This window comes from Pseudomonas sp. R28(2017) (genome assembly GCF_002112505.1).
In the GTDB taxonomy this organism is placed as follows: domain Bacteria; phylum Pseudomonadota; class Gammaproteobacteria; order Pseudomonadales; family Pseudomonadaceae; genus Aquipseudomonas.
On sequence record NZ_NEHW01000004.1, the window covers coordinates 306,185 to 332,054 of the forward strand.

The following is a 25,870-nucleotide window of genomic DNA, read 5'->3' on the forward strand; positions in this document are numbered from 1 at the left end:
AAAGGAGCCGTGGGCTCCTTTTGACAGCGATGACGTTGCTGAAACGCCATGCGGGGAATGCAATGTGTGGAGCGGGTAGAGGGAATCGAACCCTCAACTAAAGCTTGGGAAGCTTTCGTTTTGCCACTAAACTATACCCGCGTCTGCGCTGGACTTTTTACCAGAACCCTCCCTGAAATAGAAGCCCACGTTATAAAAAAGCTTGTCGGCGACCCATAACCTGCGGGTGTGGGCTACAGGACGCCGATGCGCTCAAATGGCCAATGCATGCTGCCCCTGGGTGTATGAATTACCGCGTTGACGGGACTCGCGCATGGTTGGCTTGAGGAAGCCAAGCATGACGTTGCGGGTGTCTTCACAGGCCGACTTGTTTTCCATGTCGAGGAAGTGGCCAGCGTCGCGGATCACGCTGAACTGGCTGTTGCCTACATGCTTGCCGAACTCGCGGGCATCTTCCACCGTGGTGTATTCATCGCGCTCGCCGTTGATGAACAGCACCGGGATGTCGATATTGCGCGCGCCGTTCAGCGCCCGTTGCAGGTCACGCTGCAGCACTTCGTTGATGTGGAAGTGCATCTGCGCATACTCGTGGCTGTCCAGGCTGCTGACATGCCGGTAGTTGAAGCGCTTGAACAGCGATGGCAGGTGCTTGCCGATGGTGTCGTTGACCAGGTTGCCGACCTGGTAGCGATCGCAGGCAGCCAGGTACTGGCAGCCACGCTCCAGGTAGTCGCGCATCGGTTCGTTGATCACCGGCGAGAACGAACTGACCACCGCCTTCTTCACCTGCCGCGGCTGGTGCGCCAGCGCCAGCAGGGTGCAGGCACCGCCCCAGGAGAAGGACATGACGTGGTCGCACTGGAAGCGCTCGATCAGCTCGAGGAGGATATGCGCCTCGTCCTCCTTGCTGATCAGCCGCTCCTGGCGGTTGTGCGGCTTGGACTTGCCGGCATACGGCTGGTCGTACAGCACAACGTTGAACTGCGGGTGCAGGTTACGCACCGTCTGGGCGAACGAGGCCGTGGTGGCCAGCGAACCATTGATCAGGATGATCGTCTTCTCGGCCGCATCCGCGCGATAGAACTCCGTGTAAACCCGATACTGACCTTGGATATCAAGTACAGCGATTTCTGGCCTCATGTCATCGACTCCTGGCGCAAAAAGGGTAATCGCGTCACCTAGGGTGCACGTTCTTTATGACAGGTAGGCATTCGCCTGGAATAAATCGGGGGGCCCTGTGTCGATCCTTGGCACACGTGTCGACGATATTGTTGTGGCGGGCAATCTGCCGTGCCCCAAGGCATCTGGGCTTTGGGTGGCCGGCAAAAGGTGTCATGAACTGCAGGCGTGACTGGGTAGTCACTCGCGGACTGACGAGTTAGGAGTCAAGCAGCGGGTCGGGGATCCCGCAAGTGCCGTTTGCGCAAATTTGTGACTCGGGCCGCTCAGCGGTCGTATGCCTGTATTACGGCATTCACACCGAAGCGATTTCTTCGGCGGTCAGGGCCCTGAAATCACCGGGTTGCAGGCTCGGGTCGAGGCGGATGGTACCCATGCTTTCGCGGTGCAGGCCGACCACCTTGTTGTCGAAATGGCCGAACATGCGCTTGACCTGGTGATAACGCCCTTCGACGATTGCCAGCCGCGCCTGACGCGGGCCGAGGATATCGAGCCGGGCGGGCAGGGTGGACAGGTTTTCGAAGGCGAAATACACACCCTCATGGAACTTGGCGACATAGTGCGCGCCGATCTCGTCTTCGGTTTCCACCAGGTAGTGCTTGGGCAGCTTGGTGGTCGGCTGGGTCAGGCGCCGTGACCACTGGCCATCGTTGGTCAGGATCATCAAACCGGTGGTATTGAAGTCCAGGCGCCCGGCGATGTGCAGGTCGTCGCGCAATTCGCCGGGCAGCAGGTCGAGCACGGTGCGGTGCTGCGGGTCTTGCGTGGCGCTGACGCAGCCTCTGGGCTTGTACAGCATCAGGTAGCGCGCAGGGCGGCCGGCCTGCAACAGTTGATCGTCAACTTCTACGCGGCTGAACTCGCGGACATCTGCTTTGGGATCGGTGACGACTTCGCCTTCCAGGCGCACACGGCGCTGCACCAGCAGCAGGCGCACTTGCTGGCGGTTGTAGCAGGGCAGGTTGGCGAGGAAACGGTCTAGGCGCATGGCGGCGGGCAGTAAAGGGAGGTGCAGTTTAGCGGTTTTCACCGATGACCGCTGTCGCATCACCTGCAAGCTGGTCTTCCACGGCAGCGCAGCGTGGGCACAGGCAGGCCTTGTCGCGCAGTTCGGCAGGCAGGGCCTGAAGCACGGCGGGGTCGATGCTCACGCCGTAGCACCAGCAGGCCTGGGTGGCGCTGCGTGGGTCGGCCAGGCTGCACTGGTTGAGGGCGCCACAGGCGGGGCAGTGCTGGCTGTCATTCATGTCCGGTTCCGGGGGTTTCACTGCAGACGCGGTTGCGGCCGGCCTGCTTGGCACGATAGAGCGCACGGTCGGCGCGGGTCAGCAGGGCGTGCAGGGTGTCGCCTGGCTGCAAGGCGCTGAGGCCGATGCTGGTGGTCAGGTGCACGGGTTGATCTTCGTAGCTGAACGTCAGTTGCTCGGTTCGACGGCGGATCTTCTGGGCCACGTCGATGGCCTGCCGGCCTTCGGCCTCACGCAGTAGCACGATGAACTCCTCACCGCCCCAGCGGCAGAGTATATCCGACTGCCGCAGGCTGCCCTGCAACACATTGGCGAACTGGCGCAGCACTTCGTCGCCTGCCAGGTGGCCGTGGGTATCGTTGAGCACCTTGAAATGATCGAGGTCGATCAGCAAGGCGACCAGCGGCGCGCAATCGCGTTGGGCCTCCTGCAGGGCCTGGGCGGCCAGCAGGTCGAAACTGCGCCGGTTGGGCAGCCCGGTCAGGCTGTCGAGGGTCGCCAGTGCCTCGGTGCTGGCCTGGTGGCGCCTGAGCATGCCATTGAGCAGCGACAGCACCACCAGGCTGATCATCGCGCAGATCACCAGGTTCAGGTACAGCGAGTGGCGGATGCGGTCGAGGGCGCCGGTCTCGCGTTTGTCGACCAGCAGGTACCAGCCCAGTTCCGGCAATTGCCGCACGTTGAGGAAGTGGCTGTGGCCTTTGCTGTCCTTGTACTCGTGGCTGCCCTCGGTGGGCGTCGGGTGCTGCGCCAGCACATCGCTCAGGTCGGCATTGTCGGCCAGGGCTTGCCCGACCTTGAGGCCATGGGGGCCACCCTCCGAGCCGGTCAGAATGACCTTGCCGTTGGCGTCGGTGAAGAACACCGAGCGCTGGTAACGGCGCTGGTACGTGTCGATCAGCTTGATCACCGCGTCCACGCTCAGGCCAACCCCGGCGGCGCCGATGAAGCGCTGCTGGTAGTCCAGCACCCGGTAGTTGATGAACACCGTCAGGCTGTCCTTGTTGGCCATGTCCAGGTCGACGTTGATCTCATACGGCGCTTTCAGCTCGCGCAGGCGGAAGTACCAGGCATCGCGCCAGGTGTTCGGGACCACATGCTTGAGCACGCCCTTGGCCTGGTAGTAGGTGAGGCTGCGGTCGGAAACGAAGAACGAGGTGAAGGTGTCCTGCTTGCCCATGACCTCGCCGAGAAAGCGCGTGATGCGCTGGGTGTCCTGTTCACCCGCCAGTACCCAGTCGCGCAGGAAGGTGTCCTGGGCCATCATCGAGGCGATCAGCACCGGGCGGACCAGGTCTTTCTGGATTTCCGAATAGACGGTATCGGAGGTCAGCGGCAACTCGGTATTGACGATGCCGTCACGGATCGCGCTGCGCGAGGCGAAATAGCTGATCAGCGAGGTGGCAAGGAAGCCGCAGGCCAGCAACAGCAGCAGGGCGAGGATCAGCGAGCGCTGTGAAAACAGGGCGGAGCGTGAAGGCATGATCTTCCCGTGATGTGTGCCGAGCCGCTCATTCTAGTGAGATGACAGGCAAATGACTGCATGTTTTTCAGGGTTATTTATACCTGTATCAATTTGTTGCTGAAATGGCACTGCACCTCGGCGCCGTTGTCTGATTCATTGTCGATGAACGCTTTATCGTCGACGCTCGCCAGCGCCGCTGTTCGGGCACCTCAGCGGTCCAGGAGGCCGCCATGTCCTATCGAATTCTGTTGATCGCCCTGCTGGGTCTGATGACGTCCGCCTGCGCGCCCTACTACGAGAGTGGCGGCTATTCCCGTTCCGAATACTATTCCACCGATCGCTACGTGGCGCCGGGGTATTACCGCTATGACCGCTACTATGTGACGCCGCAGCCACGCTACTACTACCAGCCGGCGCCGCGTTACTACCGCCCGGCACCTGCACCTTACTACCGGCCCGGTCCGCAGCCTGGGATGAACCAGTGGCATGGCAACCCGCGCTATGACTATGGCAATCGTCAGCGCAACGACTATGGGCGCGATCGCGACCGCCATGACTATCGCGATGGCAGCCAGCGCTACCAGCACGATCGCTGGCATTCCAACAACCGCGGGGGCAACGATCGCCAACCGGATCGTGGGCGCGGAGGGGACCACAACTGGCAGCGCTGATCCGCTCATGACCCCAGGTCGGCCAGAGGATGCCGGCCTTCCCACACCTTGGCGAAGTGCGCCTCGACCACCGCCGCTGGCACCTGCGCCACATCCGGCCAGTGCCAGCGCGGCTGGTTGTCCTTGTCCAGCAGGCGGGCCCGCACGCCTTCGCTGAATTCCGGGTGCCGGCAGCAATTGAGGCTCATGCTGTACTCCATCTGTAACACCTGGGCCAGTGACAGGTGCCGGGCACGGTGGATCTGCTCCCAGACCAGGTGCGCCGTCAGCGGGCAACCTTCATGCAGGCGCTGGCCGGCTTCGGCCAGCAGCGGATCGGTGTGATGCTTGAGGCCTTCCAGTGCCCGCCAGGCCGCTGCCGGGTCGGCCACATCGAGCAGTGCATCGATCACCTGGCGCCGCGGCAGCCACTGCGCCGCAGGCAGCTCGGCCCAGGCGCGGTGCTGTTCGGCCTTGAGCAGGCTGTTCAGCTGCAGGTCGGTCTGCTCCTGCCAGTTCAATTGCAGCAGCTCTTCGATCAACGCCTCTTGCTGTTCCTCCCCGAAGAACCGATCCGCCAGGTCCAGGTCAAGGGCATCGCGGGCATTGATCGGTGCCCCGGTCAGCCCGAGGAACAAGCCCAACTTGCCGGGCAGGCGGGCGAGAAACCAGCTGGCGCCTACGTCCGGGTAAAGGCCGATGCTGATTTCCGGCATGGCCAGGCGGCTGCTGGGCGTGACGATGCGTACCCCGGCGCCCTGCAGCAGCCCCATGCCACCGCCCAGCACATGCCCGTGGCCCCAGCACAGCAGCGGCTTGGGGTAGGTGTGCAAGAGGTAGTCGAGGCGGTACTCGGCGGCAAAGAAGGTGGCGGCCAGCGGTGGTACGCTGCCGGGGTGGGCCAGGCAGGCCTGGGCCAGTGCCCGTACATCGCCGCCAGCACAGAAGGCCTTGGCACCGCTGCCGCGCAACAACACACAGACCACCCCAGGGTCGCTGGCCCAGCTGTGCAGCTGCTCGCCGAGCACTTCGATCATCGGCAGGTTGAGGGCATTGAGCGCCTTGGGGGCATCGAGGGTGGCGATGCCGATCCGGGCGCCATCGGCGCCGCTGAGTACCTCGCATTGAATGGCCATGGACTACCTCGCGCAAGTCATCCCCCAAGTATGGCCCGCGTGGCCGATCATGCCGGTCGTCGGTCGGATCGATTGACAAGGGCAGGTGGCTTACCTAGTGTCGCGCCATTGTTTACGGATGGCCCCATGACTGAAGACGATCGCATCAAACTCGAACCCGGCTGGAAGGCTGCACTGCGCGCCGAGTTCGACCAGCCTTACATGCATCAGCTGCGTGAGTTCCTGCGCCAGGAGTACGCGGCCGGCAAGGAAATCTACCCGCCGGGGCCGCTGATCTTCAATGCGCTCAATTCCACGCCGCTGGAGCAGGTCAAGGTGGTGATCCTCGGCCAGGACCCGTACCACGGCCCAGGCCAGGCCCATGGCCTGTGCTTCTCGGTGCAGCCGGGCGTGCCGGCGCCACCGTCGCTGGTCAACATCTACAAAGAGTTGCAGCGCGACCTGAACATTCCGATCGCCAGCCACGGCTACCTGCAAAGCTGGGCCGAGCAGGGCGTGCTGCTGCTCAACACCACCATGACCGTCGAGCGCGCCAATGCCGCCTCACATGCCAAGAAAGGCTGGGAGTTCTTTACCGACCGGATCATCCAGGTGGTCAGCGAGCAGTGCCCGAACGTGGTGTTCCTGTTGTGGGGGGCGCATGCCCAGAGCAAGCAGAAGCTGATCGATGGCACCAAGCACCTGGTGCTCAAGTCGGTGCACCCGTCGCCGCTGTCGGCGTATCGCGGCTTCCTGGGTTGCGGGCACTTCAGCCGCACCAACAGCTTCCTCGAACAGCGCGGCATGGCGCCCATCAACTGGGTATTGCCGCCACTCTGAGGTCAGGCAGGGGCTGCGTGGCGGCCCCTAGTCCTGGGCCCTGACCCAATACCTGAACAACGGCTCCGCCAGAAACAGCACCAGGATCAACCGCACCACCTGCAGCGCCGTCACCAGCGGCACCGACAGTTGCAAGGTTTCGGCCGTGAGGCTCATCTCGGCGATGCCGCCAGGCATCATCCCCAGCGTCAGCGAGCGCAGGTCCAGTTCGGTCATCACGCTCAACCCCCACGCTGCACAGCCGGCAATCGCCATGCACAACGCCGTGGCCAGCAGCGTGCGCCCGAGGAAGGACGGCGCGCGGCGGAAGAACGCACGGTTGAAGTGGCAGGCCAGGCCGCTGCCGATCAGCCACTGGCCGATCTGGCTGGCACCGTTGGGCATGGCGATCTGCAGGTTGCCCGCCAGGCTCACCGAGGCGGCCACCAGCAACGGCCCGAACAGCCACGGGTTTGGCTGGCGCAAGCGCTGCCAGAGAAACCCCACCGCCACACCCAGCGGCACGATCAGCGCCAGCCAGCTCCAGCTGACATTGCCATTGTGATTCAGCGGCACGCCGTCACCGAGCAGGTACTTGAACAGTGCCGGCACGCACAGCACCACGGCCAGCACGCGCAAGCTCTGCGCCGCCGCCACCTGGCTGAGCACCGCACCATTGCGTGCGCCAAGGTTGACCATCTCGCCCGAGCCGCCGGGCATGCTGGCGAAGAACGCCGTGGCGCGGTCCTCGCCGGTGCGCCGCAGCAGCCACACGCTGATCACGCTGGAAAGGGTGGTGAACAGCGCGCCGAAGCAGATCAGCGCGAAGTGGCTGGCGACCTGCTCGATCACCGCCGGGGTGAAGTGCAGGCCGATACCGATACCGATGATGCATTGCCCGCACTTGCGGCCGTTGGGGATTTCTGACAGCTGCCAGGGGGTCAGGCAGCGCACCAGGATGATCGCCAGCAACGCGCCGACCATCCACGGCAAAGGCCAGCCGACCTGGCTGGCGGCAAAACCGCCAGCAAGGCCGACCAGCCCGGTTGCGACAAACAGCGGCAGTGACCGGTCAGGCATCAGCCATGGCCCGGCGCTGCAGGCTGCGCTTGCGCCAGATGCGCAGCAGCGGCAGGGTCAGCATGACCACCACCAGCACCCAGACCCCCATGCTGATCGGGCTCGACCAGAGGATGCCCAGTTCACCGTTGGAGATCGACAGCGCGCGGCGCAGGTTCTGCTCCATCAGGCCGCCGAGGATGAAACCGAGCAGGATCGGCGACAGCGGGAAGTCCAGCTTGCGCAGGATGTAGCCCATGATGCCGATGCCGACCATGAGGAACAGGTCGAAGGTGGTGGCATGCACGGCGTATACCCCGATCGCCGTGATGATCGCGATCACCGGCACCAGCGCCCAGTTCGGTACGGCGAGGATGCGGGTGAAGATGCGGATCATCGGGATGTTCAGGATCACCAGCATGATGTTGGCGATGAACAGCGAGGCGATCAGGCCCCAGACGATGTCTGGCTGCTGTTCGAACAGCAGTGGGCCAGGGGTGATGTTGTACAGGGTCAGCGCGCCGATCATCACCGCCGTGGTGCCCGAGCCGGGTACGCCGAGGGTCAGCATCGGTACCAGGGCGCCGCAGCAGGAAGCGCCAATGGCGGTTTCCGGGGCCGCCAGGCCGCGGGCGTCACCCTTGCCGAACTTGCCCTTTTCACCGGCGATGCGTTTTTCGGTCATGTAGGCCACGGCGCTGGCCAGGGTCGCGCCGGCACCCGGCAGCACACCCATGATGAAGCCCAGCAGGCCGCAGCGGATATTGACCACGAACACCGAGGCCGCTTCCTTGAGGTTGAACAGCATGCGCCCGGTGGCCTTGACCGCTTCGTGGCCATGGTGGGTCTTCTCCAGCAACAGCAGGATTTCGCTGACGGAGAACAGGCCCAGGACCAGCACGACGAACTGGATACCGTCGGCCAGGTGCACACTGTCACCGGTGAAGCGGTATACGCCACTGTTGGCATCGATACCGACCGCTGACAGGAACAGGCCGATCAGTGCGGCAATGAATGTCTTCAGGGGCTTGTCACCGGCCATGCCGCCGAGGGCGACGATAGCGAACACCATCAGCACGAAGTACTCCGCCGGGCCGAAGGCGATCGCCCATTTCGCCAGCAGCGGGGCGAACAGCACCATGCCGCAGGTGGCGATGAACGCGCCGATGAACGAGCTCCATGCCGACAGTGACAGGGCCACGCCGGCCAGGCCCTGGCGCGCCATCGGGTAACCGTCGAGGGTGGTCATCACGGTCGAGGCTTCGCCCGGGATGTTCAGCAGGATCGAGCTGATTCGGCCGCCGTATTCGCAGCCCAGGTACACCGCAGCCAGCAGGATCAGCGCCGACTCCGGCGGCAGGCCGAGGGCGAAGGCGATCGGGATCAGCAGCGCCACGCCGTTGATCGGGCCCAGGCCCGGCAGCAGGCCGACCACGGTGCCGATCAGCGTGCCCGACAGGGCCGTGACCAGGTTGTAAGGGGACAGGGCGACGCCGAAGCCCTGGCCCAGGTAGCTCAAGGTATCCATGTGTCAGTTCTCCAGTACGCTCAGCAGGCCAAGGGGCAGGGGGACGTCCATGACGCGGTCGAACAGCCAGTAGAGCAGCACGCTCATGCCCACCACCACGAGGGTGCTGTGCAGCCAGCGGCCGCCATACAGGCGGGCCATGGGGATGCCGACCAGGATGGCGCTGAGGATGAAGCCCAGGGCTTCGAAGGTGCCGGCAAACACGATCAGCAGGCCGACGCAGGCGGCGATCTTGGTCAAGGTTTCGCGGTCGAGCTCCGGCTCGTCGTCCTTGCGTACGATGGGCGTGGGGCGGATCGCCAGGTACAGCAGGCCCAGGTTCATCAGGCCGAGCATCAGCAGTGGATAGGCGCGCGGCCCCACCGGTTCGTAGGAAAACGCGGCCTGGTAGGGCCAGGCCATCACGGCCAGGGCGGCGCACACCGCCAGCAGGGCCAGGGCGAAGATGCGTTGCAGGATCATCAAGAAGTCCTCGTTGGACGCGGGCCCTGTGGGAGCGGGCTTGCCCGCGAACACCGGCATGGCCGGTGCCATGCACCGTGGTGCTTGCTTCGCGGGCAAGCCCGCTCCCACAGAGGTCGGTGAAAGATCGGGGCTTACTGGATCAGGCCGAATTCCTTGGCCAGTGCCTTGTACTCATTCACCTGCTTCTTCACATAGCCGTCCAGCTCCGCGCCGGTCATGGCAAACGGGAACAGCTCGCGCTGGTCGCGCAGCTTGGCGAAGTCTTCCGAGGCCAGTATCTTGTCGAACGATTCCTTCCACCAGGCGTACTCTTCGTCGCTGACCTTCGGCCCGAGGTAGAAGCCGCGCACCACCGGCCAGACGATGTCGTAGCCCTGTTCCTTGGCGGTGGGTATGTCCTTCATTTCCGGCTCGTCCAGGCGGTTCTCCGAGAACACCGCGAGGATGCGCATGTTGCCGCTCTGGATGTGCGGCATGGAGTCGGAGATGTCGGTGGAGCCGACCTGGATGTGCCCACCCAGCAACGCGGTGGCGATCTCGCCGCCGCCTTCCAGGGCCACGTAGCGCAGGTCGCGCGGGTTGATGCCAGCAGCCTTGGCGATCAGCGCGGTCTGCATCCAGTCCTGGCTGCCGACGGTACCGCCGGAGCCGATCACGACTTTGCTCGGGTCCTTCTTCAGCGCCGCAACCAGGTCGTCGAGGGTCTTGTAGGGCGAGTCACTCTTCACCGCGATGGCGCCGTAGCTGGTGCCGACCGCGGCCAGCCATTTCACCGCGTTCTCGTCGAAGCGGCCGAACTTGCCCTGGGCCAGGTTCAGCAGCGAACCGCTGGACCAGGCCACCAGGGTGCCAGCATCGGCCGGGCGCTGGGCGACCACGGCGTTGTACGCCACGGCGCCGACACCGCCGGGCATGTAGGTCACGCGCATCGGCTTGCTGAGGATCTTCTCCTGTACCAGTGCGCTTTGCACCAGTTTGCAGGTCAGGTCGAAGCCACCGCCGGGCGAGGCGGGGGCAATGCATTCCGGGCGTTTCGGTTCGGCAGCGAGGGCGTTGCCGGCCAGCAGCAGGCAGCCGGTGGCGAGGACGAGGCGGCGCAGTGAAAAGGTCATCGAATGTCTCCGTGAGCGTTGTTGTTATGGGTTACCGCATGGGTTACCACAGCGCGACGCTGTAGCTCACCAGCAACCGCACTTCGTCGGCATCGCGGGCGAAGTTGGAGCGGAAGGTGGCGTTGCGCAGGCGCACGGCGACGTTCTTCAACGGGCCGCTTTGTACCACGTACTTGAGTTCGGTGTTGCGTTCCCACTCCTTGCCCTCGCCACCGGCGGCACGGCTGACGTTGTCACCGTTGATGTAGCGGGTCATGAAGGTCAGGCCGGGGACGCCGAGGGCGGCGAAGTTGTAGTCGTAGCGCGCTTGCCACGAACGCTCGTCGGCACCTGCGAAGTCGTTGATCTGGACGAAGTTGACCAGGTACGGGTCGGCGCCATCGATGTAGGGGAAGGCGCTGTCACCCGAGAGCTGCTGCCAGGCGGCGCTGACCTTGTGCCCGCCCAGGCTGTAGCTGAGCATCGTGTTGAAGGTGGTGTTGTCGATGCGCCCGGCCTTGGCGGCGCCGGCATCGTCGCTGACCGCCAGGCGCACGTCGGCGCCAACGGTGCCTGGGCCCCAGGGTTGGGTGGCGAGCATGCCGATGAAGTGCTGGCGGTAGATATCATCGAGCTGGGCGAAGTGGTAGCTGCCGGTGATGCGGTCGGTGAACTTGTAGTCCAGGCCCGCCAGGTCGAGGTTGTCGGCGCTGAAGGTGCCGCCGAAGCGGCCGTTCTTGTTGTTGAGGGCCAGGTCTTCCCAGTTGGTGTCGTTGCGGTCCTTGGCCTTGTCCAGGCGCGCGCCGGTGAAGGTCAGGCCCTTGATTTCCTGTGAGGTCAGCAGGCCGCCCTCGAAGGTTTGCGGCAGGATGCGACCGTCGTTGGGCTGCAGGGTCGGCAGTTCAGGGATCAGGGTGCCGACCTTCAGTTCGGTCTTCGACACTTTCACCTTGCCGGTCAGGCCGAGCTTGGAATACTCGTCGGCGGCCTTGCCGTCATCGTGGGTCGGCAGCAGGCCGGTGTCGGTGCGGTCGGGGCTGGAGTCGAGCTTGATGCCCAGCATGCCCAGCGCATCCAGGCCGAAACCCACGGGGCCATCGGTATATCCGGACTCGAAGTTGAGCATGAAGCCCTGGGCCCATTCGTCGCGCTTGGATTGCTGCGCGCTGGTGCCGTCACGGAAGTCGCGGTTGAAATACATGTTGCGGGTTTCGAAGGTCGCCGTGCTGTCTTCGAAGAGGGCGGCCTGGCTCAGCGGGGCGACACCGGCAAGTGCAAGGGCACTGGCGATGGCAGAAGGGCGTGCGGACAGGGAACGGCTAGGCGCGAACGCCTGAGGCTGCGATGACAGCATCGGGATGACTCCGTTTTTTTGTTCTTATTCGTTGCACCTTGCTGGTGCTTTTTTCGGCGCGTGGAGCGACCGTGGTGCGATGCTAGGCAACGAACCTTTCGCTAACCTTTCAGCGTGAAAGGTTTGTTTCGAGGGGCTTCACAGGCTTGCCGACAGCGGTACACTCCGCGCCACCGCCCCACCCGAGCAGGGAGAATCCGATGCGTGTGCTGCTGGTCGAAGACCATCTGCAACTGGCCGAAAGCGTGGCCCAGGCCCTGAAAAGCCATGGCCTGACCGTGGATGTATTGCATGATGGCGTGGCTGCCGACCTGGCCCTGGCCAGCGAGGAATACGCCGTTGCCGTGCTCGATGTGGGCCTGCCGCGCATGGACGGTTTCGAGGTGCTGGCGCGCCTGCGCGGCCGCGGCAAGACCTTGCCGGTGCTGATGCTTACCGCGCGCAGCGATGTGAAGGACCGTGTCCATGGCCTGAACCTCGGCGCCGACGATTACCTGGCCAAGCCTTTTGAACTGACCGAACTGGAAGCACGGGTGAAGGCCCTGCTCAGGCGCAGCGTGCTCGGCGGCGAACGCCAGCAGCGCTGCGGGCCACTGGTCTATGACCTGGACACCCGTCGCTTCAGCCTCGGCGAAGACAACCTGACCCTGACCTCGCGCGAACAGAGCGTGCTCGAGGCGTTGATCGCTCGCCCCGGCCGGGTGATGAGCAAGGAACAGCTGGCCGCCCAGGTGTTCGGCCTGGATGAAGAGGCCAGCCCCGACGCCATCGAAATCTACATCCACCGCCTGCGCAAGAAGCTCGATGGCCACCCGGTCGCCATCGTCACCTTCCGTGGCCTGGGTTACCTGCTCGAGCATCGCGATGCGTGACAACGGCAGCTTGCGCGGGCGGCTGCTGGGCAACCTGGCGCTGCTGCTGGTGGTGCTGATGCTGGCCAGCGGCCTGAGCGCCTACTGGAATGGTCGCGAAGCCGCCGATACCGCCTATGACCGCACCTTGCTGGCGTCGGCGCGGACCATTGCCGCCGGGCTGTCGCAACGCGATGGCAGCCTCAGTGCCGATGTGCCCTACGTGGCGCTGGACACCTTCGCCTACGACAGCGCCGGGCGTATCTACTACCAGGTGCTGGACATCAACCAGAAGCTGATTTCCGGCTACGAGCGCCTGCCGCCACCGCCGCCCGGCACGCCGCGCACCGACGACTATCCAGCGCTGGCGCGCTTCTACGACGCCACCTACCTCGGCCAGGACGTGCGTGTGGTCAGCCTGCTGAAGGCGGTGAGCGAGCCGAACATGAACGGCATGGCGGAAATCCGCGTGGCCGAGACCGAAGAGGCGCGGGTGCGCATGGCCCGTGGGTTGATGGCCGACACCTTGCTGCGCCTGGGCATGCTGGCGCTGGGTGCGCTGGTGATGGTGTGGTTCGCGGTCAGCGCGGCGCTACGCCCCCTGGAGCGCCTGCGTACGGCGGTGGAAGAGCGTCAGCCGGATGACCTGCGGGCGCTGCCGGTGGTGCAGGTGCAACGCGAGCTGAGCCCGCTGGTGCGTGCCTTGAACCATTTCACCGAGCGCTTGCGCGGGCAGTTCGAACGCCAGGCGCAGTTCATTGCCGAGGCTGCCCACGAACTGCGCACGCCGCTGGCGGCGCTGAAGGCGCGGGTCGAGCTGGGGTTGCGTTCGCAGCAGCCCGAGGAGTGGCGGCAGACCCTGGAATCGGCCGCGCAGGGTACCGACCGCCTGACCCACCTGGCCAACCAGCTGCTGTCGCTGGCGCGGGTTGAAAACGGTGCGCGGGCGATTGCCGAAGGCGGTGCACAGCGCCTGGACCTGAGCCAGCTGGCCCGTGAACTGGGCATGGCCATGGCGCCATTGGCGTACAATCGGGGCGTCGCTCTGGCGCTGGAGGCCGAGGCACCGGTGTGGCTGAAGGGGGAGCCGACGTTGCTCAACGAGCTGCTCAGCAACCTGGTGGACAATGCCTTGGCGCATACCCCGGCGGGCGGCAATGTGATTCTTCGGGTACTGGCGCCGGCGGTGCTGGAGGTCGAGGATGATGGGCCGGGGATTCCCGAAGAGGAGCGCGAGCGGGTGTTCGAGCGGTTCTACCGGCGGGGTGTGCAGGGCAGTGGGCTGGGGTTGGCCATCGTCGGCGAGATCTGCCGAGCGCACTTGGCGCAGATCAGCCTGCATGATGGTGAGAAGGGCGGGTTGAAGGTGCGGGTCAGCTTCATTGCCGACTGATCAGTTGCCTGTCCTGGCCTCTTCGCGGGCAAGCCCGCTCTCACAGGTACTGCACTTGTCTCCAGGCCAGCGCAACCCTGTGGGAGCAGGTACTGCACTTGCTTTCAGGCCAGCGCAACCCTGTGGGAGCAGGTACTGCACTTGCTTTCAGGCCAGCGCAACCCCTGTGGGAGCGGGCTTGCCCGCGAAGAGGCCGGCACTGGCGGCTCAAATCAGCGCAGCATGCTCCGTGCTTCCAGCAGCTCGGCAACTTCCAGTTCGGTGCCATACGGCAGGCCCAGGTGCCGATAGGCCGGCAACGCCGGCAATGGCCTGCTGCGCCCACGCTGGCTCAGGCACTTGGCGATCTGCACCACGTCTATGTAGTCGACCTTGTCGGTGCGCCGGTCCAGGTCCTGCACCTGGCTCGGCAGGTTGACCAACTGCTCGGGAAATTCCCACGAAGAGAGAATCTTGTCCCCCAGCACCGGCTGGATCTGCTCGATCACATAGTGCAGGCAGACCGGGTCGGAAAGCAGCTCGTTGTGCTCTTCGGCGTAGATCAGCACCGGCAGCGCGCCGATCTGGTTCACCAGCCCGCCGAGCGTCGCCTGGTCGGGTTTCAGCTGCGTGTAGCGGCGGCAAAGTTCATAGCTGATGCCAGCCACTTCAAGGCTGTTCGACCAGATTTCTCGCAATTTCTGTTCAACGGCCGACGAGCGGGCATGGAAGATCTGCTCGATCACCAGGCCGATGGCCAGGTTGCAGCTGTAGTTGATCCCCAGGCGGGTGATGGCCGTGTGCAGGTCGGTGACTTCGACCGCTGCACGCAGCAGCGGGCTGTTGACCACCTTGATCAGGCGTGCCGACAGGGCAGCGTCACGGCCGATCACCTTGCTCAGGGCGGCAACGCTGATCTCGCTGTCTTCAGCCGCCTCGCGAATGCTCAGGGCAACTTCGGGCAGGGTGGGCAGGACCAGGTCATCGTTGTCGATGGCAGCGAGCAACTGCGCTTGAACCATCTCGGCCAGCTTGTTCATGAACGTCTCAACGGCAAGGGTGGTGCACTGTTCAGCGCTGGATTTCCTGGTCGCGGTCCAGCGCGTACGGCAGGGTCAGCACCTGCAGGCGAGGGCCTTCCGGGCTGCCCAGGTGCAGGTTGTCATCCTCCACCGACTCGGCGCTCAGTACCGCGAGCAGCTCGCAGCCCTGGCCAGTGCCAGCGGCAATAACCACTTCACCTACCGATGAGCCGTGGGTTGGCGAGAAGATTTCCGTGCCTGGGGCTGGAATAGCCTGCAGGTCGAGCGCCAGCCGGTACTGACGGCGCTTGAGCTTGCCCAGGTACTGCATGCGCGCGACGATTTCCTGGCCGGTGTAGCAGCCTTTCTTGAAGCTTACGCCATCGACTGCCTGCAGGTTGATCATCTGCGGGATGAACAGCTCACGGGTCGGGCCCATGACCTGGCCGATGCCGGCGCGAACTTGCCCCAGCAGCCAGTCGTTGAGGCTGCCTTCCGGCACTGTGGCCGCCAGCTGTTGGCGAACGTTGGCGGCCTGGTCTGCCGGTACCCAGAGTTCGGTGCGCTCAGCCGAGACAGTAATGGCGATCAGGCCATTGTGGCGTGCGGTGCTCCCCGCCACCGGCGCAACGTCCAGCCCCAATGCCTGCAGCGCGGCGTCGCCACCTTGCAGACCGAAGCGTGCCCAGGCCGTACTTTCGTCGGTGAGCGTGGCCTTGGAGAACACGGCGTACTTTTTCAGGTCGGCCAGTTGCAGCTCCAGCAGCTCGCTGGCCATGGCCAGCAGGTAGCCATTGCCCTCGGGCAGGATGCGGAAGCTCGACTGCATGCGCCCCTTGACCATGCAGCGGGCGCCGAGGCTGGCGTGCTCGAGGCTGAGGTAGTTGATGTTGCAGGTCAGCTGGCCCTGCAGGAACTTGCCGGCGTCGGAGCCGCGGACGGCGAGGATGCCCTCGTGGGACAGGGGGCTGAAGAAAGCGGAATCGGCCATGGGTCATCGCGGTGGCTAAAGACTGGCGGCCATCATAGAACGCCAGTAACAAAATAGGTAGGTGACTAGACCAACGCCCTGTGCCGCTTCGTTCACCGCGCGGTATACTGCGCGACCATTCGAGGAGGGCCCCATGGTCGAACAAACTGAACTCAACCGGCTTTTCTGGCACAGCCGCCGCGGCATGCTGGAACTGGACGTACTGCTGGTGCCATTCACCCAGGAGGTCTACCCGACCCTGAGCGAAGCCGACCGCGAACTCTATGTCCGCCTGTTGAGCTGTGAAGATCAGGACATGTTCGGCTGGTTCATGGAGCGTACCGAGTCGGAAGACCCGGAGCTGCAGCGCATGGTTCGCATCATTCTGGATCGTGTCCAGCCCAAGTGAGTGTTTCGAGTGCCGTTGGCAGGGCTCGCGCCTGTTGCTGGCGGCCTACCTGGGTTGCCAGGTGCTGGCGCAACTGGCCCTGTGGCTGAGCGTGCTGCCCTGGTGGCTTGGCCTTTGTGTACTTGCCGCTTGTTGTGCCCACGCCTGCTGGGCGATTCCCCGTCGTATCCTGCTGACTGATCCCCGTGCCGTTACCGGTCTGCGCCGAGACGCGTTGGGCTGGCGCGTGTTCAGCCGGGCGCTGGGCTGGCAGCCGGTGCGCTTGTGCCGGGACAGTGTGGCACTGCCGGGGCTGGTGGTGTTGCGGTTCGTCAGGGCAGGGCACTGGCTTGGCGAGAGCCAGTGCGTGCCTCGGGACGCCCTGGGGGCTGATCTGCACCGGCGTTTGCGGGTGAGGCTCAAGTTCAGCCGGCGCCGCTTCGACGCCTGTTTCAGGTCGGGCTGAGGATGGTGTCCTTGGCCTCGGGCAGCATCCCCGGGTAGTCCAGGGTGTAATGCAGCCCGCGGCTTTCCTTGCGCTGCATCGCCGAGCGAATCATCAGCTCGGCCACCTGCGCCAGGTTGCGCAGTTCGATCAGGTCGCGGCTGACCTTGTAGTTGCTGTAGAACTCGTCGATCTCGTCGAGCAGCAGGCGAACCCGATGCTCGGCACGCTGCAGGCGTTTGCTGGTGCGCACGATGCCCACATAGTCCCACATGAAACGCCGCAACTCGTCCCAGTTGTGCGCGATGATCACGTCTTCGTCCGAGTCGGTCACCTGGCTGGCGTCCCAGCAGGGCAGTGCTCTCGGCATGGTGATCTGGTCCAGATGCGCCTCGATGTCCGCGGCTGCGGCGCGGCCATAGACGAAGCACTCCAGCAGCGAGTTGCTGGCCATGCGGTTGGCACCATGCAGACCGGTAAAGCTGGTTTCGCCGATGGCGTACAGGCCGGGGACATCGGTGTGGCCGCGATCATCGACCACGACCCCGCCACAGGTGTAGTGGGCCGCCGGAACCACCGGGATCGGCTGGCGAGTGATGTCGATGCCGAAGGCCAGGCAGCGCTCGTATACGGTCGGGAAGTGGCTCTTGATGAAGTCGGCCGGCTTGTGGGTGATGTCCAGGTACACACAGTCGACGCCCAGGCGCTTCATTTCATGGTCGATGGCGCGGGCGACGATGTCGCGCGGAGCCAGCTCTTCTCGCGGGTCGAAACGCGGCATGAAGCGCTCGCCGTTGGGCAGGCGCAGCAACGCCCCTTCACCACGCAAGGCCTCGGTGACCAGGAAGCTCTTGGCCTGCGGGTGATACAGGCAGGTCGGGTGGAACTGGTTGAATTCCAGGTTCGCCACCCGGCAGCCGGCGCGCCAGGCCATGGCGATACCGTCACCGCAGGCACCGTCGGGGTTGCTGGTGTAGAGATAGACCTTGGCTGCGCCGCCAGTGGCCAGCACGGTGAAGCGTGCGCCAAAGGTGTCGACTTCGCCGCTGTTGCGGTTCAGGACATAGGCTCCCAGGCAACGATCGCCTGCCAGGCCCAGGCGGCGCTCGGTGATCAGGTCGACCGCCACGCGCTGCTCCAGCAGCTCGATGTTCGGGCGTTTGCGGGCCTGTTCCAGCAAGGTGGTGAAAATTGCCGCGCCAGTGGCGTCGGCGGCATGGATGATGCGTCGATGGCTGTGGCCACCTTCGCGGGTGAGGTGGAATTCGAAACCGCCATCATCGACGCTGTAGTGTTCGTCGCGGGTAAAAGGTACGCCTTGCCCGATCAGCCATTCGATGGCCTCGCGGCTGTGCTCGACGGTAAAGCGCACGGCCTCCTCGTTGCACAGGCCGCCCCCGGCATTGAGGGTGTCCTCGACATGCGACTGCACGGTGTCGGTGTCGTCAAGGACGGCGGCGACCCCACCCTGGGCCCAGAAGGTCGAACCGTTGGCCAGGTCGCCCTTGCTCAGCACGGCTATGCGCAGGTGGCCGGGAAGGTTGAGTGCCAGGCTGAGACCGGCTGCGCCGCTGCCGATCACCAGGACATCATGTTGGAATTGTTGGCTCATGTCGGGACACTAGTAATCTTTGGAAAGGGCGCGGCACAATAGTCACGTGCAGATGGCAATGTGAAACTATCGTGAATGCTGGCCGGGCTGCCTTTATAGCAGCCTGCGGTAGCCAATTTCCATGCCAGTTAGGACGATGCGTCAATCTTCGTGGGAACTTTCCGATACGGCCGGAAATCCTATGAAGGCTGTCCGCACGCCACAATTTGCCGCGGCGACGCGGGGCGGCAGCTCTATCCGGGCTGACACCTGCGTATTCGAAACCTGATTATCGACGCAGCGGGCCGTGACCGCGCCGCGTCTTCCGTGCGAGCCGACCAAGGGCCGCAGGAAACTTGCTTGGAGGGGAGAACTTTTGCGCAAAGCCCGAGTCTATGGTTGCAAGCCCGAACAAAGGCTGCTGCAACGCTCCTTCGAGTTCACTGAGGAGTGTTCATGCTAACCCAGGAAGAGGATCAGCAGCTTGTCGAGCGTGTACAGCGCGGAGACAGGCGAGCGTTCGATCTGTTGGTGCTGAAGTATCAGCACAAGATTCTAGGGTTGATCGTGCGGTTCGTTCACGACACCCACGAGGCCCAGGATGTGGCGCAGGAAGCCTTTATCAAGGCCTACCGTGCGCTTGGCAATTTCCGCGGTGACAGTGCGTTTTATACCTGGCTGTACCGCATCGCCATCAACACGGCGAAGAACTACCTGGTGTCCCGTGGAAGACGGCCACCAGACAGCGATGTGAGCTCCGAGGATGCGGAGTTTTACGACGGCGATCATGGTCTCAAGGATCTCGAGTCCCCAGAGCGCTCGTTGTTGCGGGATGAAATCGAAGGCACTGTCCATCGCACCATCCAGCAACTGCCCGAAGATCTGCGCACGGCATTGACCCTGCGTGAATTCGACGGGTTGAGTTACGAAGACATTGCCAGCGTCATGCAATGTCCGGTGGGTACCGTGCGCTCTCGAATCTTCCGCGCTCGGGAGGCCATAGACAAAGCCCTGCAACCGTTGTTGCAGGAAACCTGAGACAGCGGCGACAGCCAAGAGAGGAACCGCCATGAGTCGTGAAGCTTTGCAGGAATCGCTGTCCGCGGTGATGGATAACGAAGCGGACGAACTGGAATTGCGTCGGGTGTTGAACGCCGTCGACGATGCCGAAACCCGTGCCACCTGGTCGCGTTACCAGGTAGCCCGCGCAGCGATGCACAAGGAACTGCTGCTGCCCAAGCTGGATATCGCCTCGGCGGTCTCCGCCGCGCTGGCTGACGAAGCCGTGCCGGCCAAGGTCAAGCAGGGCCCGTGGCGCAGCATCGGCCGCCTGGCCGTGGCTGCCTCGGTCACCGTGGCGGTGCTTGCCGGTGTGCGCATGTACAACCAGGACGAGATCACCGGTGCCGAGCTGGCTGCCCAGCAACCTGCCCAGCAGGGCCTGAGCATGCCACAAAGTCAGGGCCCGGCGGTTTTGGCAGGCTATAGTGAAAGCAGTGAGCAACCGACCGGGCCGATGGCCAACGGCGTGCTGCAGAACCAGGCCGGCTGGGACCAGCGTCTGCCAGGCTATCTGCGCCAGCACGCGCAGGAATCCGCGCTCAAGGGCACTGAGACCGCCCTGCCGTATGCCCGCGCCGCCAGCCTGGAAAACCGCTAAGTAAGGAGGATCATGCGCGCGCTACCTCTCCTGTCGCTGCTGATAGGCAGCTGCATGACGGTGCCAGCGTTGGCAGCCAACTCCTCGCCCGAGGCGAGCGAATGGTTGAACAAGCTGGCACAGGCCGAGCAGAAGCAGAGTTACCAGGGCTCCTTCGTCTACGAACGTAACGGCAGCTTCTCTTCCCACGATATCTGGCATCGCGTTCAGGACGGCAAGGTCAGCGAGCGGCTTCTGCAGCTCGATGGCCCGGCCCAGGAAGTGGTGCGCGTGGATGGCAAGGTGCAATGCGTCAGTGGCGGCCTGGCCGGTGGCGTTGGTAGTCCTCCGGATGCTGCGCCGCGATTGCTTGATCCCCTCAAGCTGATGGGTTGGTACGACCTGAGTGTGGCGGGCAAGGCACGGGTCGCCGACCGTGATGCCCTGATCGTCACGCTGACACCTCGCGATCAGCATCGCTATGCATTCGAACTTCATCTGGATCGTCAGACCGGCCTGCCTCTGCGCTCGTTGATGCTTAATGACAAGGGGCAGTTGCTGGAACGTTTCCAGATGATCCGGCTGGATACGGACGCGGTGCCCAGTGATGAGGCGATGCGGGCACGTCCCACGTGCAAACCGGTTGAGCACGTGGCCAGTACTGCAACCGAAGCCGTCGCCGGCTGGCGTTCGGACTGGCTGCCGCCGGGTTTCGAACTGATCAACAGTACTGTGCGTCGCGATCCCGAGCGCAACAGCTCGATAAGCAGCCTGATGTATGACGATGGGCTGGCTCGTTTCTCGGTGTTCCTGGAACCTGTGAAGGATGATGCCGGTGCCGATGTGCGCACCCAGCTTGGCCCTACCTCCGCCGTTTCACGGCGCCTGAACACACCCAAGGGCAAGGTGCAGGTCACCGTGGTCGGCGAGATTCCGCTGGGTACGGCAGAACGTGTCGCGCTGTCGATGCGCCCTCAGGATGCCCAGGCGCGCCAGTGATGGCGCGCTTTTGCGCACCGTCTGACGGGCAATGCACAGGCAAACGGACATGCGGCTGAAATGAAATTAAAGCATTGTCATTTGCAATCCTTCGGCAAATTTTCTATAGGTCAGGCTTCTCAGGAGTCTGGCCTTTCCTGCTTTGGGCAGGGCTATTTCCAACTACCGCTCGTTGTGACGGGAGCCGTATGTCAATACCACGCTTGAAATCCTACCTAACGATGTTCGCCGCCGTGCTGATGCTCGGCCAGGTGCTCAGCGCCCAGGCCGATGAAGCCCTGCCGGACTTCACCACCTTGGTCGAGCAGGCCTCGCCGGCGGTGGTCAACATCAGCACCAAGCAGAAGCTGCCGGACCGCGTCGCTTCCGGGCAGATGCCGGACCTCGAAGGCCTGCCGCCGATGTTCCGCGAGTTCTTCGAGCGCAACATGCCGCAGCAGCCACGTTCGCCGCGAGGTGATCGCCAGCGCGAGGCCATGTCGCTGGGGTCGGGCTTCATCATTTCCAGCGATGGCTATGTGCTGACCAACAACCACGTGGTTGCCGATGCCGACGAAATCATCGTCCGCCTGTCGGACCGCAGCGAGCTGCAGGCCAAGCTGATCGGCACCGACCCGCGCACCGACGTGGCCTTGCTCAAGGTCGAAGGCAAGAACCTGCCGACCGTCAAGCTGGGTGACTCCGAGAAGCTCAAGGTCGGTGAGTGGGTGCTGGCCATCGGTTCGCCGTTCGGCTTCGACCACTCGGTGACCAAAGGTATCGTCAGCGCCAAGGGCCGTACCCTGCCCAACGACACCTATGTGCCATTCATCCAGACCGACGTGGCCATTAACCCGGGCAACTCCGGTGGCCCGCTGTTCAACATGAAAGGCGAGGTGGTGGGGATCAACTCGCAGATCTTCACCCGTTCCGGCGGTTTCATGGGCCTGTCCTTCGCCATCCCGATCGACGTGGCCATCGATGTGTCCAACCAGCTGAAGAAAGACGGCAAGGTCAGCCGCGGCTGGCTGGGTGTGGTGATTCAGGAGGTCAACAAGGACCTGGCTGAGTCGTTCGGCCTCGACAAGCCGGCGGGCGCCCTGGTGGCGCAGGTGCTGGAGAACGGCCCGGCAGCCAAGGGCGGCTTGCAGGTGGGTGACGTGATCCTGAGCATGAACGGCCAGCCGATCGTCATGTCGGCTGACTTGCCGCACCTGGTCGGCAGCCTGAAGGATGGCGAGAAGGCCAAGCTCGAGATCATCCGCAACGGCAAGCGCCAGACCCTGGACGTCGCCGTCGGCCCGATGCCGGATGATGATGCCGATATCGGTACCGGCAGTGGTCCTGAAGGCAGCGCCGAGCGCAACAGCAACCGCCTGGGCGTGTCTGTATCGGACCTGACCGCAGAGCAGAAGAAGACCCTGGAGCTCAAAGGTGGCGTGGTCATCAAGGAAGTTCAGGACGGCCCGGCCGCAATGATCGGGCTGCGCCCGGGTGACGTGATCAGCCACCTGAACAACCAGGCGGTCGCGTCGGCCAAGCAGTTCACCGAAATCGCCAAGGACCTGCCGAAGAACCGTTCGGTGTCGATGCGCGTGCTGCGTCAGGGGCGCGCCAGCTTCATCACCTTCAAACTCGCCGAATAAGCGGGCTCAGGGGTAGGAAAGGGCAGCTTCGGCTGCCCTTTTTCATGAAAGTTCACAATTGCGGGCGCGAATGCTGTGTACAGTCCGATAGAGGAATCTCCCATATCCCAGCAGCTTAAGGTACAATTCCCGGCTATTTTTCGGCGGGCGTCCGGCTCGCAGCCTTTTCCGAGTGTTGACCCGTGAGTGATTTGAGTCATATCCGCAATTTCTCCATCATCGCCCACATCGACCATGGCAAGTCGACGCTGGCCGACCGTTTCATTCAAATGTGCGGTGGCCTGTCGGCGCGCGAAATGGAAGCCCAGGTACTGGACTCCATGGACCTCGAGCGCGAACGCGGTATCACCATCAAGGCCCACAGCGTCACGCTCAACTACAAGGCGCAGGACGGCAAGGTCTACCAGCTGAACTTCATCGATACCCCCGGGCACGTCGACTTCACCTACGAAGTCTCGCGTTCGCTGGCGGCCTGTGAAGGTGCGCTGCTGGTGGTGGACGCCGGCCAGGGCGTCGAAGCCCAGTCCGTGGCCAACTGCTACACCGCCATCGAGCAGGGCCTGGAAGTCATGCCGGTGCTGAACAAGATGGACCTGCCCCAGGCCGACCCGGACCGCGTGAAGGACGAGATCGAGAAGATCATCGGCATCGATGCCACCGACGCCGTGGCCTGCAGCGCCAAGAGCGGCATGGGCGTGGACGAGGTGCTCGAGCGCCTGGTGCAGACCATCCCTGCGCCGGAGGGCGATATCGAAGCGCCACTGCAGGCGCTGATCATCGACTCCTGGTTCGACAACTACCTGGGCGTGGTCTCGCTGGTGCGTGTGCGCCACGGCCGCGTCAAGAAAGGCGACAAGATCCTGGTCAAGTCCACCGGCAAGGTGCACCTGGTCGACAGCGTCGGTGTGTTCACACCGAAGCACACCCAGACCGCTGACCTCAAGGCCGGTGAAGTCGGCTTCATCATCGCCAGCATCAAGGACATTCACGGTGCGCCGGTAGGTGACACCCTGACTCTGTCCACGACCCCCGAGGTCGAGGTGCTGCCGGGCTTCAAGAAGATCCAGCCGCAAGTCTACGCCGGCCTGTTCCCGGTCAGCTCCGACGACTTCGAGGACTTCCGCGATGCCCTGCAGAAGCTGACCCTCAACGACTCGTCGCTGCAATACATGCCGGAAAGCTCCGATGCCCTGGGCTTCGGCTTCCGTTGCGGCTTCCTCGGCATGCTGCACATGGAGATCATCCAGGAGCGCCTGGAGCGTGAATACGACCTGGACCTGATCACCACCGCGCCAAGCGTGATCTACGAGCTCGAACTCAAGACCGGTGAGACCATCGTCGTCGACAACCCGTCGAAACTGCCGGATGTCTCGTCCGTGGCCGATTTCCGCGAGCCGATCGTGACCGCGACCATTCTGGTGCCGCAGGAGCACCTGGGCAACGTCATCACCCTGTGCATCGAGAAGCGTGGCGTGCAGCGCGACATGCAGTTCCTCGGCAGCCAGGTGCAGGTGCGCTATGACATGCCGATGAACGAAGTGGTACTGGATTTCTTCGACCGCCTGAAGTCGACCAGCCGCGGCTATGCTTCGCTGGACTATCATTTCGATCGCTACCAGTCGGCCAACCTGGTCAAGCTGGACGTACTGATCAACGGCGACAAGGTCGATGCCCTGGCATTGATCGTGCACCGCGACAACGCGGCCTACAAAGGCCGTGCGTTGACCGAGAAGATGAAGGAGCTGATCCCTCGGCAGATGTTCGATGTGGCGATCCAGGCAGCCATTGGCGGCCAGATCATCGCGCGGACGACCGTCAAGGCGCTCAGAAAGAACGTACTGGCCAAGTGCTACGGTGGTGACGTCAGCCGTAAGAAGAAACTGCTGGAGAAGCAGAAGGCCGGTAAGAAACGCATGAAACAGGTGGGCAACGTGGAGATTCCACAGGAAGCCTTCCTCGCCGTGCTCAGGTTGGATAGCTAGGTCCTATGTCGCTAAATTTCCCGCTGTTGCTAGTCATCGCCGTCTTTGTCTGCGGTCTGCTGGGCTTGATCGATCTGCTGTTCCTGGCGCCGCGCCGGCGGGCAGCGATCGCCAACTACCAGGGCAGCGTCACCCAGCCAGAAATGGCAGTGGTCGAGCGCCTGAGCAAGGAGCCGCTGCTGGTCGAGTACGGCAAATCGTTCTTCCCGGTGCTGTTCATCGTGCTGGTGCTGCGCTCGTTCCTGGTCGAGCCGTTCCAGATCCCTTCGGGGTCGATGAAACCGACCCTGGAAGTGGGCGATTTCATCCTGGTGAACAAGTTCTCGTATGGCATCCGCCTGCCGGTGATCGACAAGAAGGTCATCGAGGTCGGTGACCCGCAACGCGGCGATGTGATGGTGTTCCGCTACCCGAGCGACCCGAACGTCAACTACATCAAGCGTGTGGTCGGCCTGCCGGGCGACAAGATCAGCTACACCAGCGACAAGCGGCTGTTCGTCAACGGCCAGCCGATCGCCGAGCAGCTGGTCGGCGCCGAACCGGGGACCTTGGGCAGCGCCGAGCTGTACAAGGAAAAACTCGGCGAAGCCGAGCACCTGATCCGCAAGGAGATGACCCGTTATCGCATGCCGCCGGACCAGCAATGGACCGTGCCGGCCGGCCATTACTTCATGATGGGCGACAACCGCGACAACTCCAACGACAGCCGTTACTGGGATGACCCGAAGATCCCTAAAGAGCTGCACGGCATGGTTCCGGACCGGAACATTGTCGGCAAGGCCTTCGCGGTCTGGATGAGCTGGCCAGAGCCCAAGCTCAGCCACTTGCCCAACCTGTCGCGGGTCGGTCTGATCCATTGATACCCTTCGGCGCTGTCCTGCAGACAGCGCCGAATGCATTTCTGACATAGGCTGTGTTCTCAAGGAACGAGAGATTCGCCGCTCGCCGCGACGGACCACAGCCAAACAGTCTTTCAGGATGTTGATTTGAACAACGCGTTGAACAACCAACGGG

The 25,870-nt window shown here is 63.6% G+C and carries 25 protein-coding genes and 1 tRNA gene; 12 read left to right on the plus strand and 14 right to left on the minus strand.

All coding sequences use genetic code 11. From position 1 onward, the window contains the following. Positions 1–67: 67 nt before the first annotated feature. The 5 genes from CAF78_RS09445 to CAF78_RS09465 all read right to left on the minus strand — a co-directional run bounded on the left by CAF78_RS09445 (position 68) and on the right by CAF78_RS09465 (position 3,909). Positions 68–141, minus strand: a tRNA-Gly gene (locus CAF78_RS09445). A 111-nt stretch (positions 142–252) separates the two neighbouring features. Then, positions 253–1,140 carry an alpha/beta fold hydrolase gene (locus tag CAF78_RS09450; RefSeq protein WP_085675173.1) on the minus strand — a complete coding sequence of 296 codons (888 nt, stop codon included), beginning with the start codon at positions 1,138–1,140 and terminating at the stop codon, positions 253–255. 334 nt (positions 1,141–1,474) lie between these two features. After that, entirely contained in the window at positions 1,475–2,167 is a 693-nt protein-coding gene (locus CAF78_RS09455) for a pseudouridine synthase (RefSeq protein ID WP_085675174.1), read from the minus strand. Between the two features lie 28 nt (positions 2,168–2,195). Then, positions 2,196–2,426, minus strand: a complete 231-nt coding sequence (locus CAF78_RS09460; protein ID WP_085675175.1) for a cysteine-rich CWC family protein — start codon at positions 2,424–2,426, stop codon at positions 2,196–2,198. Next, positions 2,419–3,909, minus strand: a complete 1,491-nt coding sequence (locus tag CAF78_RS09465) for a sensor domain-containing diguanylate cyclase (protein WP_085675176.1) — start codon at positions 3,907–3,909, stop codon at positions 2,419–2,421. Before CAF78_RS09465 ends, CAF78_RS09460 begins: the two co-directional genes overlap by 8 nt. A 212-nt stretch (positions 3,910–4,121) precedes the next feature. On the opposite strand from CAF78_RS09465, the gene CAF78_RS09470 reads away from it, so the two are divergent. Continuing rightward, positions 4,122–4,562 (plus strand): hypothetical protein, encoded by a 441-nt coding sequence (locus CAF78_RS09470; protein ID WP_085675177.1) that lies wholly within the window; start codon positions 4,122–4,124, stop codon positions 4,560–4,562. 5 nt (positions 4,563–4,567) lie between these two features. Here CAF78_RS09470 and CAF78_RS09475 read toward each other — a convergent pair whose 3' ends face one another. Continuing rightward, positions 4,568–5,677 carry an enoyl-CoA hydratase/isomerase family protein gene (locus CAF78_RS09475; RefSeq protein WP_085675178.1) on the minus strand — a complete coding sequence of 370 codons (1,110 nt, stop codon included), beginning with the start codon at positions 5,675–5,677 and terminating at the stop codon, positions 4,568–4,570. Between the two features lie 126 nt (positions 5,678–5,803). Here CAF78_RS09475 and ung point away from each other — a divergent pair, with 126 nt between their 5' ends. Further along, a complete protein-coding gene (ung, locus tag CAF78_RS09480; protein WP_085675179.1) occupies positions 5,804–6,496 on the plus strand; it encodes a uracil-DNA glycosylase in 693 nt (230 codons plus the stop codon). Positions 6,497–6,523: 27 nt separating this feature from the next. Here ung and CAF78_RS09485 read toward each other — a convergent pair whose 3' ends face one another. From CAF78_RS09485 to CAF78_RS09505, 5 genes are all read right to left on the minus strand, one after another. Then, a complete protein-coding gene (locus tag CAF78_RS09485; RefSeq protein ID WP_085675180.1) occupies positions 6,524–7,555 on the minus strand; it encodes an AbrB family transcriptional regulator in 1,032 nt (343 codons plus the stop codon). Further along, the gene (locus tag CAF78_RS09490; protein WP_085675181.1) at positions 7,548–9,062 is read right to left on the minus strand and encodes a tripartite tricarboxylate transporter permease; all 1,515 of its coding nucleotides are present in this window, start codon (positions 9,060–9,062) and stop codon (positions 7,548–7,550) included. Before CAF78_RS09490 ends, CAF78_RS09485 begins: the two co-directional genes overlap by 8 nt. A 3-nt stretch (positions 9,063–9,065) precedes the next feature. Continuing rightward, entirely contained in the window at positions 9,066–9,524 is a 459-nt protein-coding gene (locus tag CAF78_RS09495; RefSeq protein WP_085675182.1) for a tripartite tricarboxylate transporter TctB family protein, read from the minus strand. A 134-nt stretch (positions 9,525–9,658) separates the two neighbouring features. Further along, a complete protein-coding gene (locus tag CAF78_RS09500) occupies positions 9,659–10,639 on the minus strand; it encodes a tripartite tricarboxylate transporter substrate binding protein (protein WP_085675183.1) in 981 nt (326 codons plus the stop codon). A 43-nt stretch (positions 10,640–10,682) separates the two neighbouring features. Further along, on the minus strand, positions 10,683–11,972 hold the full coding sequence (locus CAF78_RS09505) for an OprD family porin (protein WP_085675184.1): 1,290 nt from the start codon (positions 11,970–11,972) through the stop codon (positions 10,683–10,685). 200 nt (positions 11,973–12,172) lie between these two features. On the opposite strand from CAF78_RS09505, the gene CAF78_RS09510 reads away from it, so the two are divergent. Then, the gene (locus tag CAF78_RS09510; protein ID WP_027594137.1) at positions 12,173–12,844 is read left to right on the plus strand and encodes a response regulator; all 672 of its coding nucleotides are present in this window, start codon (positions 12,173–12,175) and stop codon (positions 12,842–12,844) included. Next, positions 12,837–14,216 carry a sensor histidine kinase gene (locus CAF78_RS09515; protein ID WP_085675185.1) on the plus strand — a complete coding sequence of 460 codons (1,380 nt, stop codon included), beginning with the start codon at positions 12,837–12,839 and terminating at the stop codon, positions 14,214–14,216. The genes CAF78_RS09510 and CAF78_RS09515 overlap by 8 nt, the downstream gene beginning before the upstream one ends. A 212-nt stretch (positions 14,217–14,428) precedes the next feature. Here the strand turns inward: CAF78_RS09515 and CAF78_RS09520 are convergent, their stop codons facing one another. Together CAF78_RS09520 and CAF78_RS09525 are read right to left on the minus strand one after the other, a co-directional pair. Then, positions 14,429–15,235, minus strand: a complete 807-nt coding sequence (locus tag CAF78_RS09520) for an HDOD domain-containing protein (RefSeq protein WP_085675186.1) — start codon at positions 15,233–15,235, stop codon at positions 14,429–14,431. Positions 15,236–15,266: 31 nt separating this feature from the next. Further along, complete coding sequence (locus tag CAF78_RS09525) at positions 15,267–16,208, minus strand: folate-binding protein YgfZ (protein WP_085675187.1); 942 nt, start codon at positions 16,206–16,208, stop codon at positions 15,267–15,269. 133 nt (positions 16,209–16,341) lie between these two features. Here CAF78_RS09525 and CAF78_RS09530 point away from each other — a divergent pair, with 133 nt between their 5' ends. Continuing rightward, the gene (locus CAF78_RS09530; RefSeq protein WP_008094993.1) at positions 16,342–16,596 is read left to right on the plus strand and encodes a succinate dehydrogenase assembly factor 2; all 255 of its coding nucleotides are present in this window, start codon (positions 16,342–16,344) and stop codon (positions 16,594–16,596) included. Next, positions 16,580–17,041 carry a protein YgfX gene (locus CAF78_RS09535; protein ID WP_085675188.1) on the plus strand — a complete coding sequence of 154 codons (462 nt, stop codon included), beginning with the start codon at positions 16,580–16,582 and terminating at the stop codon, positions 17,039–17,041. The genes CAF78_RS09530 and CAF78_RS09535 overlap by 17 nt, the downstream gene beginning before the upstream one ends. Here CAF78_RS09535 and nadB read toward each other — a convergent pair. Next, positions 17,028–18,632 carry an L-aspartate oxidase gene (nadB, locus tag CAF78_RS09540; RefSeq protein ID WP_085675189.1) on the minus strand — a complete coding sequence of 535 codons (1,605 nt, stop codon included), beginning with the start codon at positions 18,630–18,632 and terminating at the stop codon, positions 17,028–17,030. The two genes, CAF78_RS09535 and nadB, sit on opposite strands and share 14 nt — an antisense overlap. Before the next feature lie 435 nt (positions 18,633–19,067). Here nadB and rpoE point away from each other — a divergent pair, with 435 nt between their 5' ends. From rpoE to lepB, 6 genes are all read left to right on the plus strand, one after another. After that, positions 19,068–19,649, plus strand: coding sequence for an RNA polymerase sigma factor RpoE (gene rpoE, locus CAF78_RS09545; protein ID WP_003252049.1), 582 nt, complete (start codon positions 19,068–19,070; stop codon positions 19,647–19,649). Between the two features lie 31 nt (positions 19,650–19,680). Then, positions 19,681–20,271, plus strand: a complete 591-nt coding sequence (locus CAF78_RS09550) for a sigma-E factor negative regulatory protein (protein ID WP_027917878.1) — start codon at positions 19,681–19,683, stop codon at positions 20,269–20,271. 12 nt (positions 20,272–20,283) lie between these two features. Beyond that, positions 20,284–21,249 (plus strand): MucB/RseB C-terminal domain-containing protein, encoded by a 966-nt coding sequence (locus CAF78_RS09555; protein ID WP_085675190.1) that lies wholly within the window; start codon positions 20,284–20,286, stop codon positions 21,247–21,249. Positions 21,250–21,437: 188 nt separating this feature from the next. Continuing rightward, complete coding sequence (locus tag CAF78_RS09560; RefSeq protein WP_085675191.1) at positions 21,438–22,874, plus strand: DegQ family serine endoprotease; 1,437 nt, start codon at positions 21,438–21,440, stop codon at positions 22,872–22,874. 182 nt (positions 22,875–23,056) lie between these two features. Beyond that, the gene (lepA, locus tag CAF78_RS09565) at positions 23,057–24,856 is read left to right on the plus strand and encodes a translation elongation factor 4 (protein ID WP_085675192.1); all 1,800 of its coding nucleotides are present in this window, start codon (positions 23,057–23,059) and stop codon (positions 24,854–24,856) included. Positions 24,857–24,861: 5 nt separating this feature from the next. After that, a complete protein-coding gene (gene lepB, locus CAF78_RS09570; RefSeq protein ID WP_054885003.1) occupies positions 24,862–25,716 on the plus strand; it encodes a signal peptidase I in 855 nt (284 codons plus the stop codon). Positions 25,717–25,870 lie beyond the last annotated feature (154 nt).

What these genes read in the sequence shown, in the direction of transcription:
- CAF78_RS09450 (WP_085675173.1), bottom strand. Translation starts at nt 1,140, where the DNA reads ATGAGGCCAGAAATCGCTGTACTTGATATCCAAGGTCAGTATCGGGTT.
- CAF78_RS09455 (WP_085675174.1), bottom strand. Translation starts at nt 2,167, where the DNA reads ATGCGCCTAGACCGTTTCCTCGCCAACCTGCCCTGCTACAACCGCCAG.
- CAF78_RS09460 (WP_085675175.1), bottom strand. Translation starts at nt 2,426, where the DNA reads ATGAATGACAGCCAGCACTGCCCCGCCTGTGGCGCCCTCAACCAGTGC.
- CAF78_RS09465 (WP_085675176.1), bottom strand. Translation starts at nt 3,909, where the DNA reads ATGCCTTCACGCTCCGCCCTGTTTTCACAGCGCTCGCTGATCCTCGCC.
- CAF78_RS09470 (WP_085675177.1), top strand. Translation starts at nt 4,122, where the DNA reads ATGTCCTATCGAATTCTGTTGATCGCCCTGCTGGGTCTGATGACGTCC.
- CAF78_RS09475 (WP_085675178.1), bottom strand. Translation starts at nt 5,677, where the DNA reads ATGGCCATTCAATGCGAGGTACTCAGCGGCGCCGATGGCGCCCGGATC.
- ung (WP_085675179.1), top strand. Translation starts at nt 5,804, where the DNA reads ATGACTGAAGACGATCGCATCAAACTCGAACCCGGCTGGAAGGCTGCA.
- CAF78_RS09485 (WP_085675180.1), bottom strand. Translation starts at nt 7,555, where the DNA reads ATGCCTGACCGGTCACTGCCGCTGTTTGTCGCAACCGGGCTGGTCGGC.
- CAF78_RS09490 (WP_085675181.1), bottom strand. Translation starts at nt 9,062, where the DNA reads ATGGATACCTTGAGCTACCTGGGCCAGGGCTTCGGCGTCGCCCTGTCC.
- CAF78_RS09495 (WP_085675182.1), bottom strand. Translation starts at nt 9,524, where the DNA reads ATGATCCTGCAACGCATCTTCGCCCTGGCCCTGCTGGCGGTGTGCGCC.
- CAF78_RS09500 (WP_085675183.1), bottom strand. Translation starts at nt 10,639, where the DNA reads ATGACCTTTTCACTGCGCCGCCTCGTCCTCGCCACCGGCTGCCTGCTG.
- CAF78_RS09505 (WP_085675184.1), bottom strand. Translation starts at nt 11,972, where the DNA reads ATGCTGTCATCGCAGCCTCAGGCGTTCGCGCCTAGCCGTTCCCTGTCC.
- CAF78_RS09510 (WP_027594137.1), top strand. Translation starts at nt 12,173, where the DNA reads ATGCGTGTGCTGCTGGTCGAAGACCATCTGCAACTGGCCGAAAGCGTG.
- CAF78_RS09515 (WP_085675185.1), top strand. Translation starts at nt 12,837, where the DNA reads ATGCGTGACAACGGCAGCTTGCGCGGGCGGCTGCTGGGCAACCTGGCG.
- CAF78_RS09520 (WP_085675186.1), bottom strand. Translation starts at nt 15,235, where the DNA reads ATGAACAAGCTGGCCGAGATGGTTCAAGCGCAGTTGCTCGCTGCCATC.
- CAF78_RS09525 (WP_085675187.1), bottom strand. Translation starts at nt 16,208, where the DNA reads ATGGCCGATTCCGCTTTCTTCAGCCCCCTGTCCCACGAGGGCATCCTC.
- CAF78_RS09530 (WP_008094993.1), top strand. Translation starts at nt 16,342, where the DNA reads ATGGTCGAACAAACTGAACTCAACCGGCTTTTCTGGCACAGCCGCCGC.
- nadB (WP_085675189.1), bottom strand. Translation starts at nt 18,632, where the DNA reads ATGAGCCAACAATTCCAACATGATGTCCTGGTGATCGGCAGCGGCGCA.
- rpoE (WP_003252049.1), top strand. Translation starts at nt 19,068, where the DNA reads ATGCTAACCCAGGAAGAGGATCAGCAGCTTGTCGAGCGTGTACAGCGC.
- CAF78_RS09550 (WP_027917878.1), top strand. Translation starts at nt 19,681, where the DNA reads ATGAGTCGTGAAGCTTTGCAGGAATCGCTGTCCGCGGTGATGGATAAC.
- CAF78_RS09555 (WP_085675190.1), top strand. Translation starts at nt 20,284, where the DNA reads ATGCGCGCGCTACCTCTCCTGTCGCTGCTGATAGGCAGCTGCATGACG.
- CAF78_RS09560 (WP_085675191.1), top strand. Translation starts at nt 21,438, where the DNA reads ATGTCAATACCACGCTTGAAATCCTACCTAACGATGTTCGCCGCCGTG.
- lepB (WP_054885003.1), top strand. Translation starts at nt 24,862, where the DNA reads ATGTCGCTAAATTTCCCGCTGTTGCTAGTCATCGCCGTCTTTGTCTGC.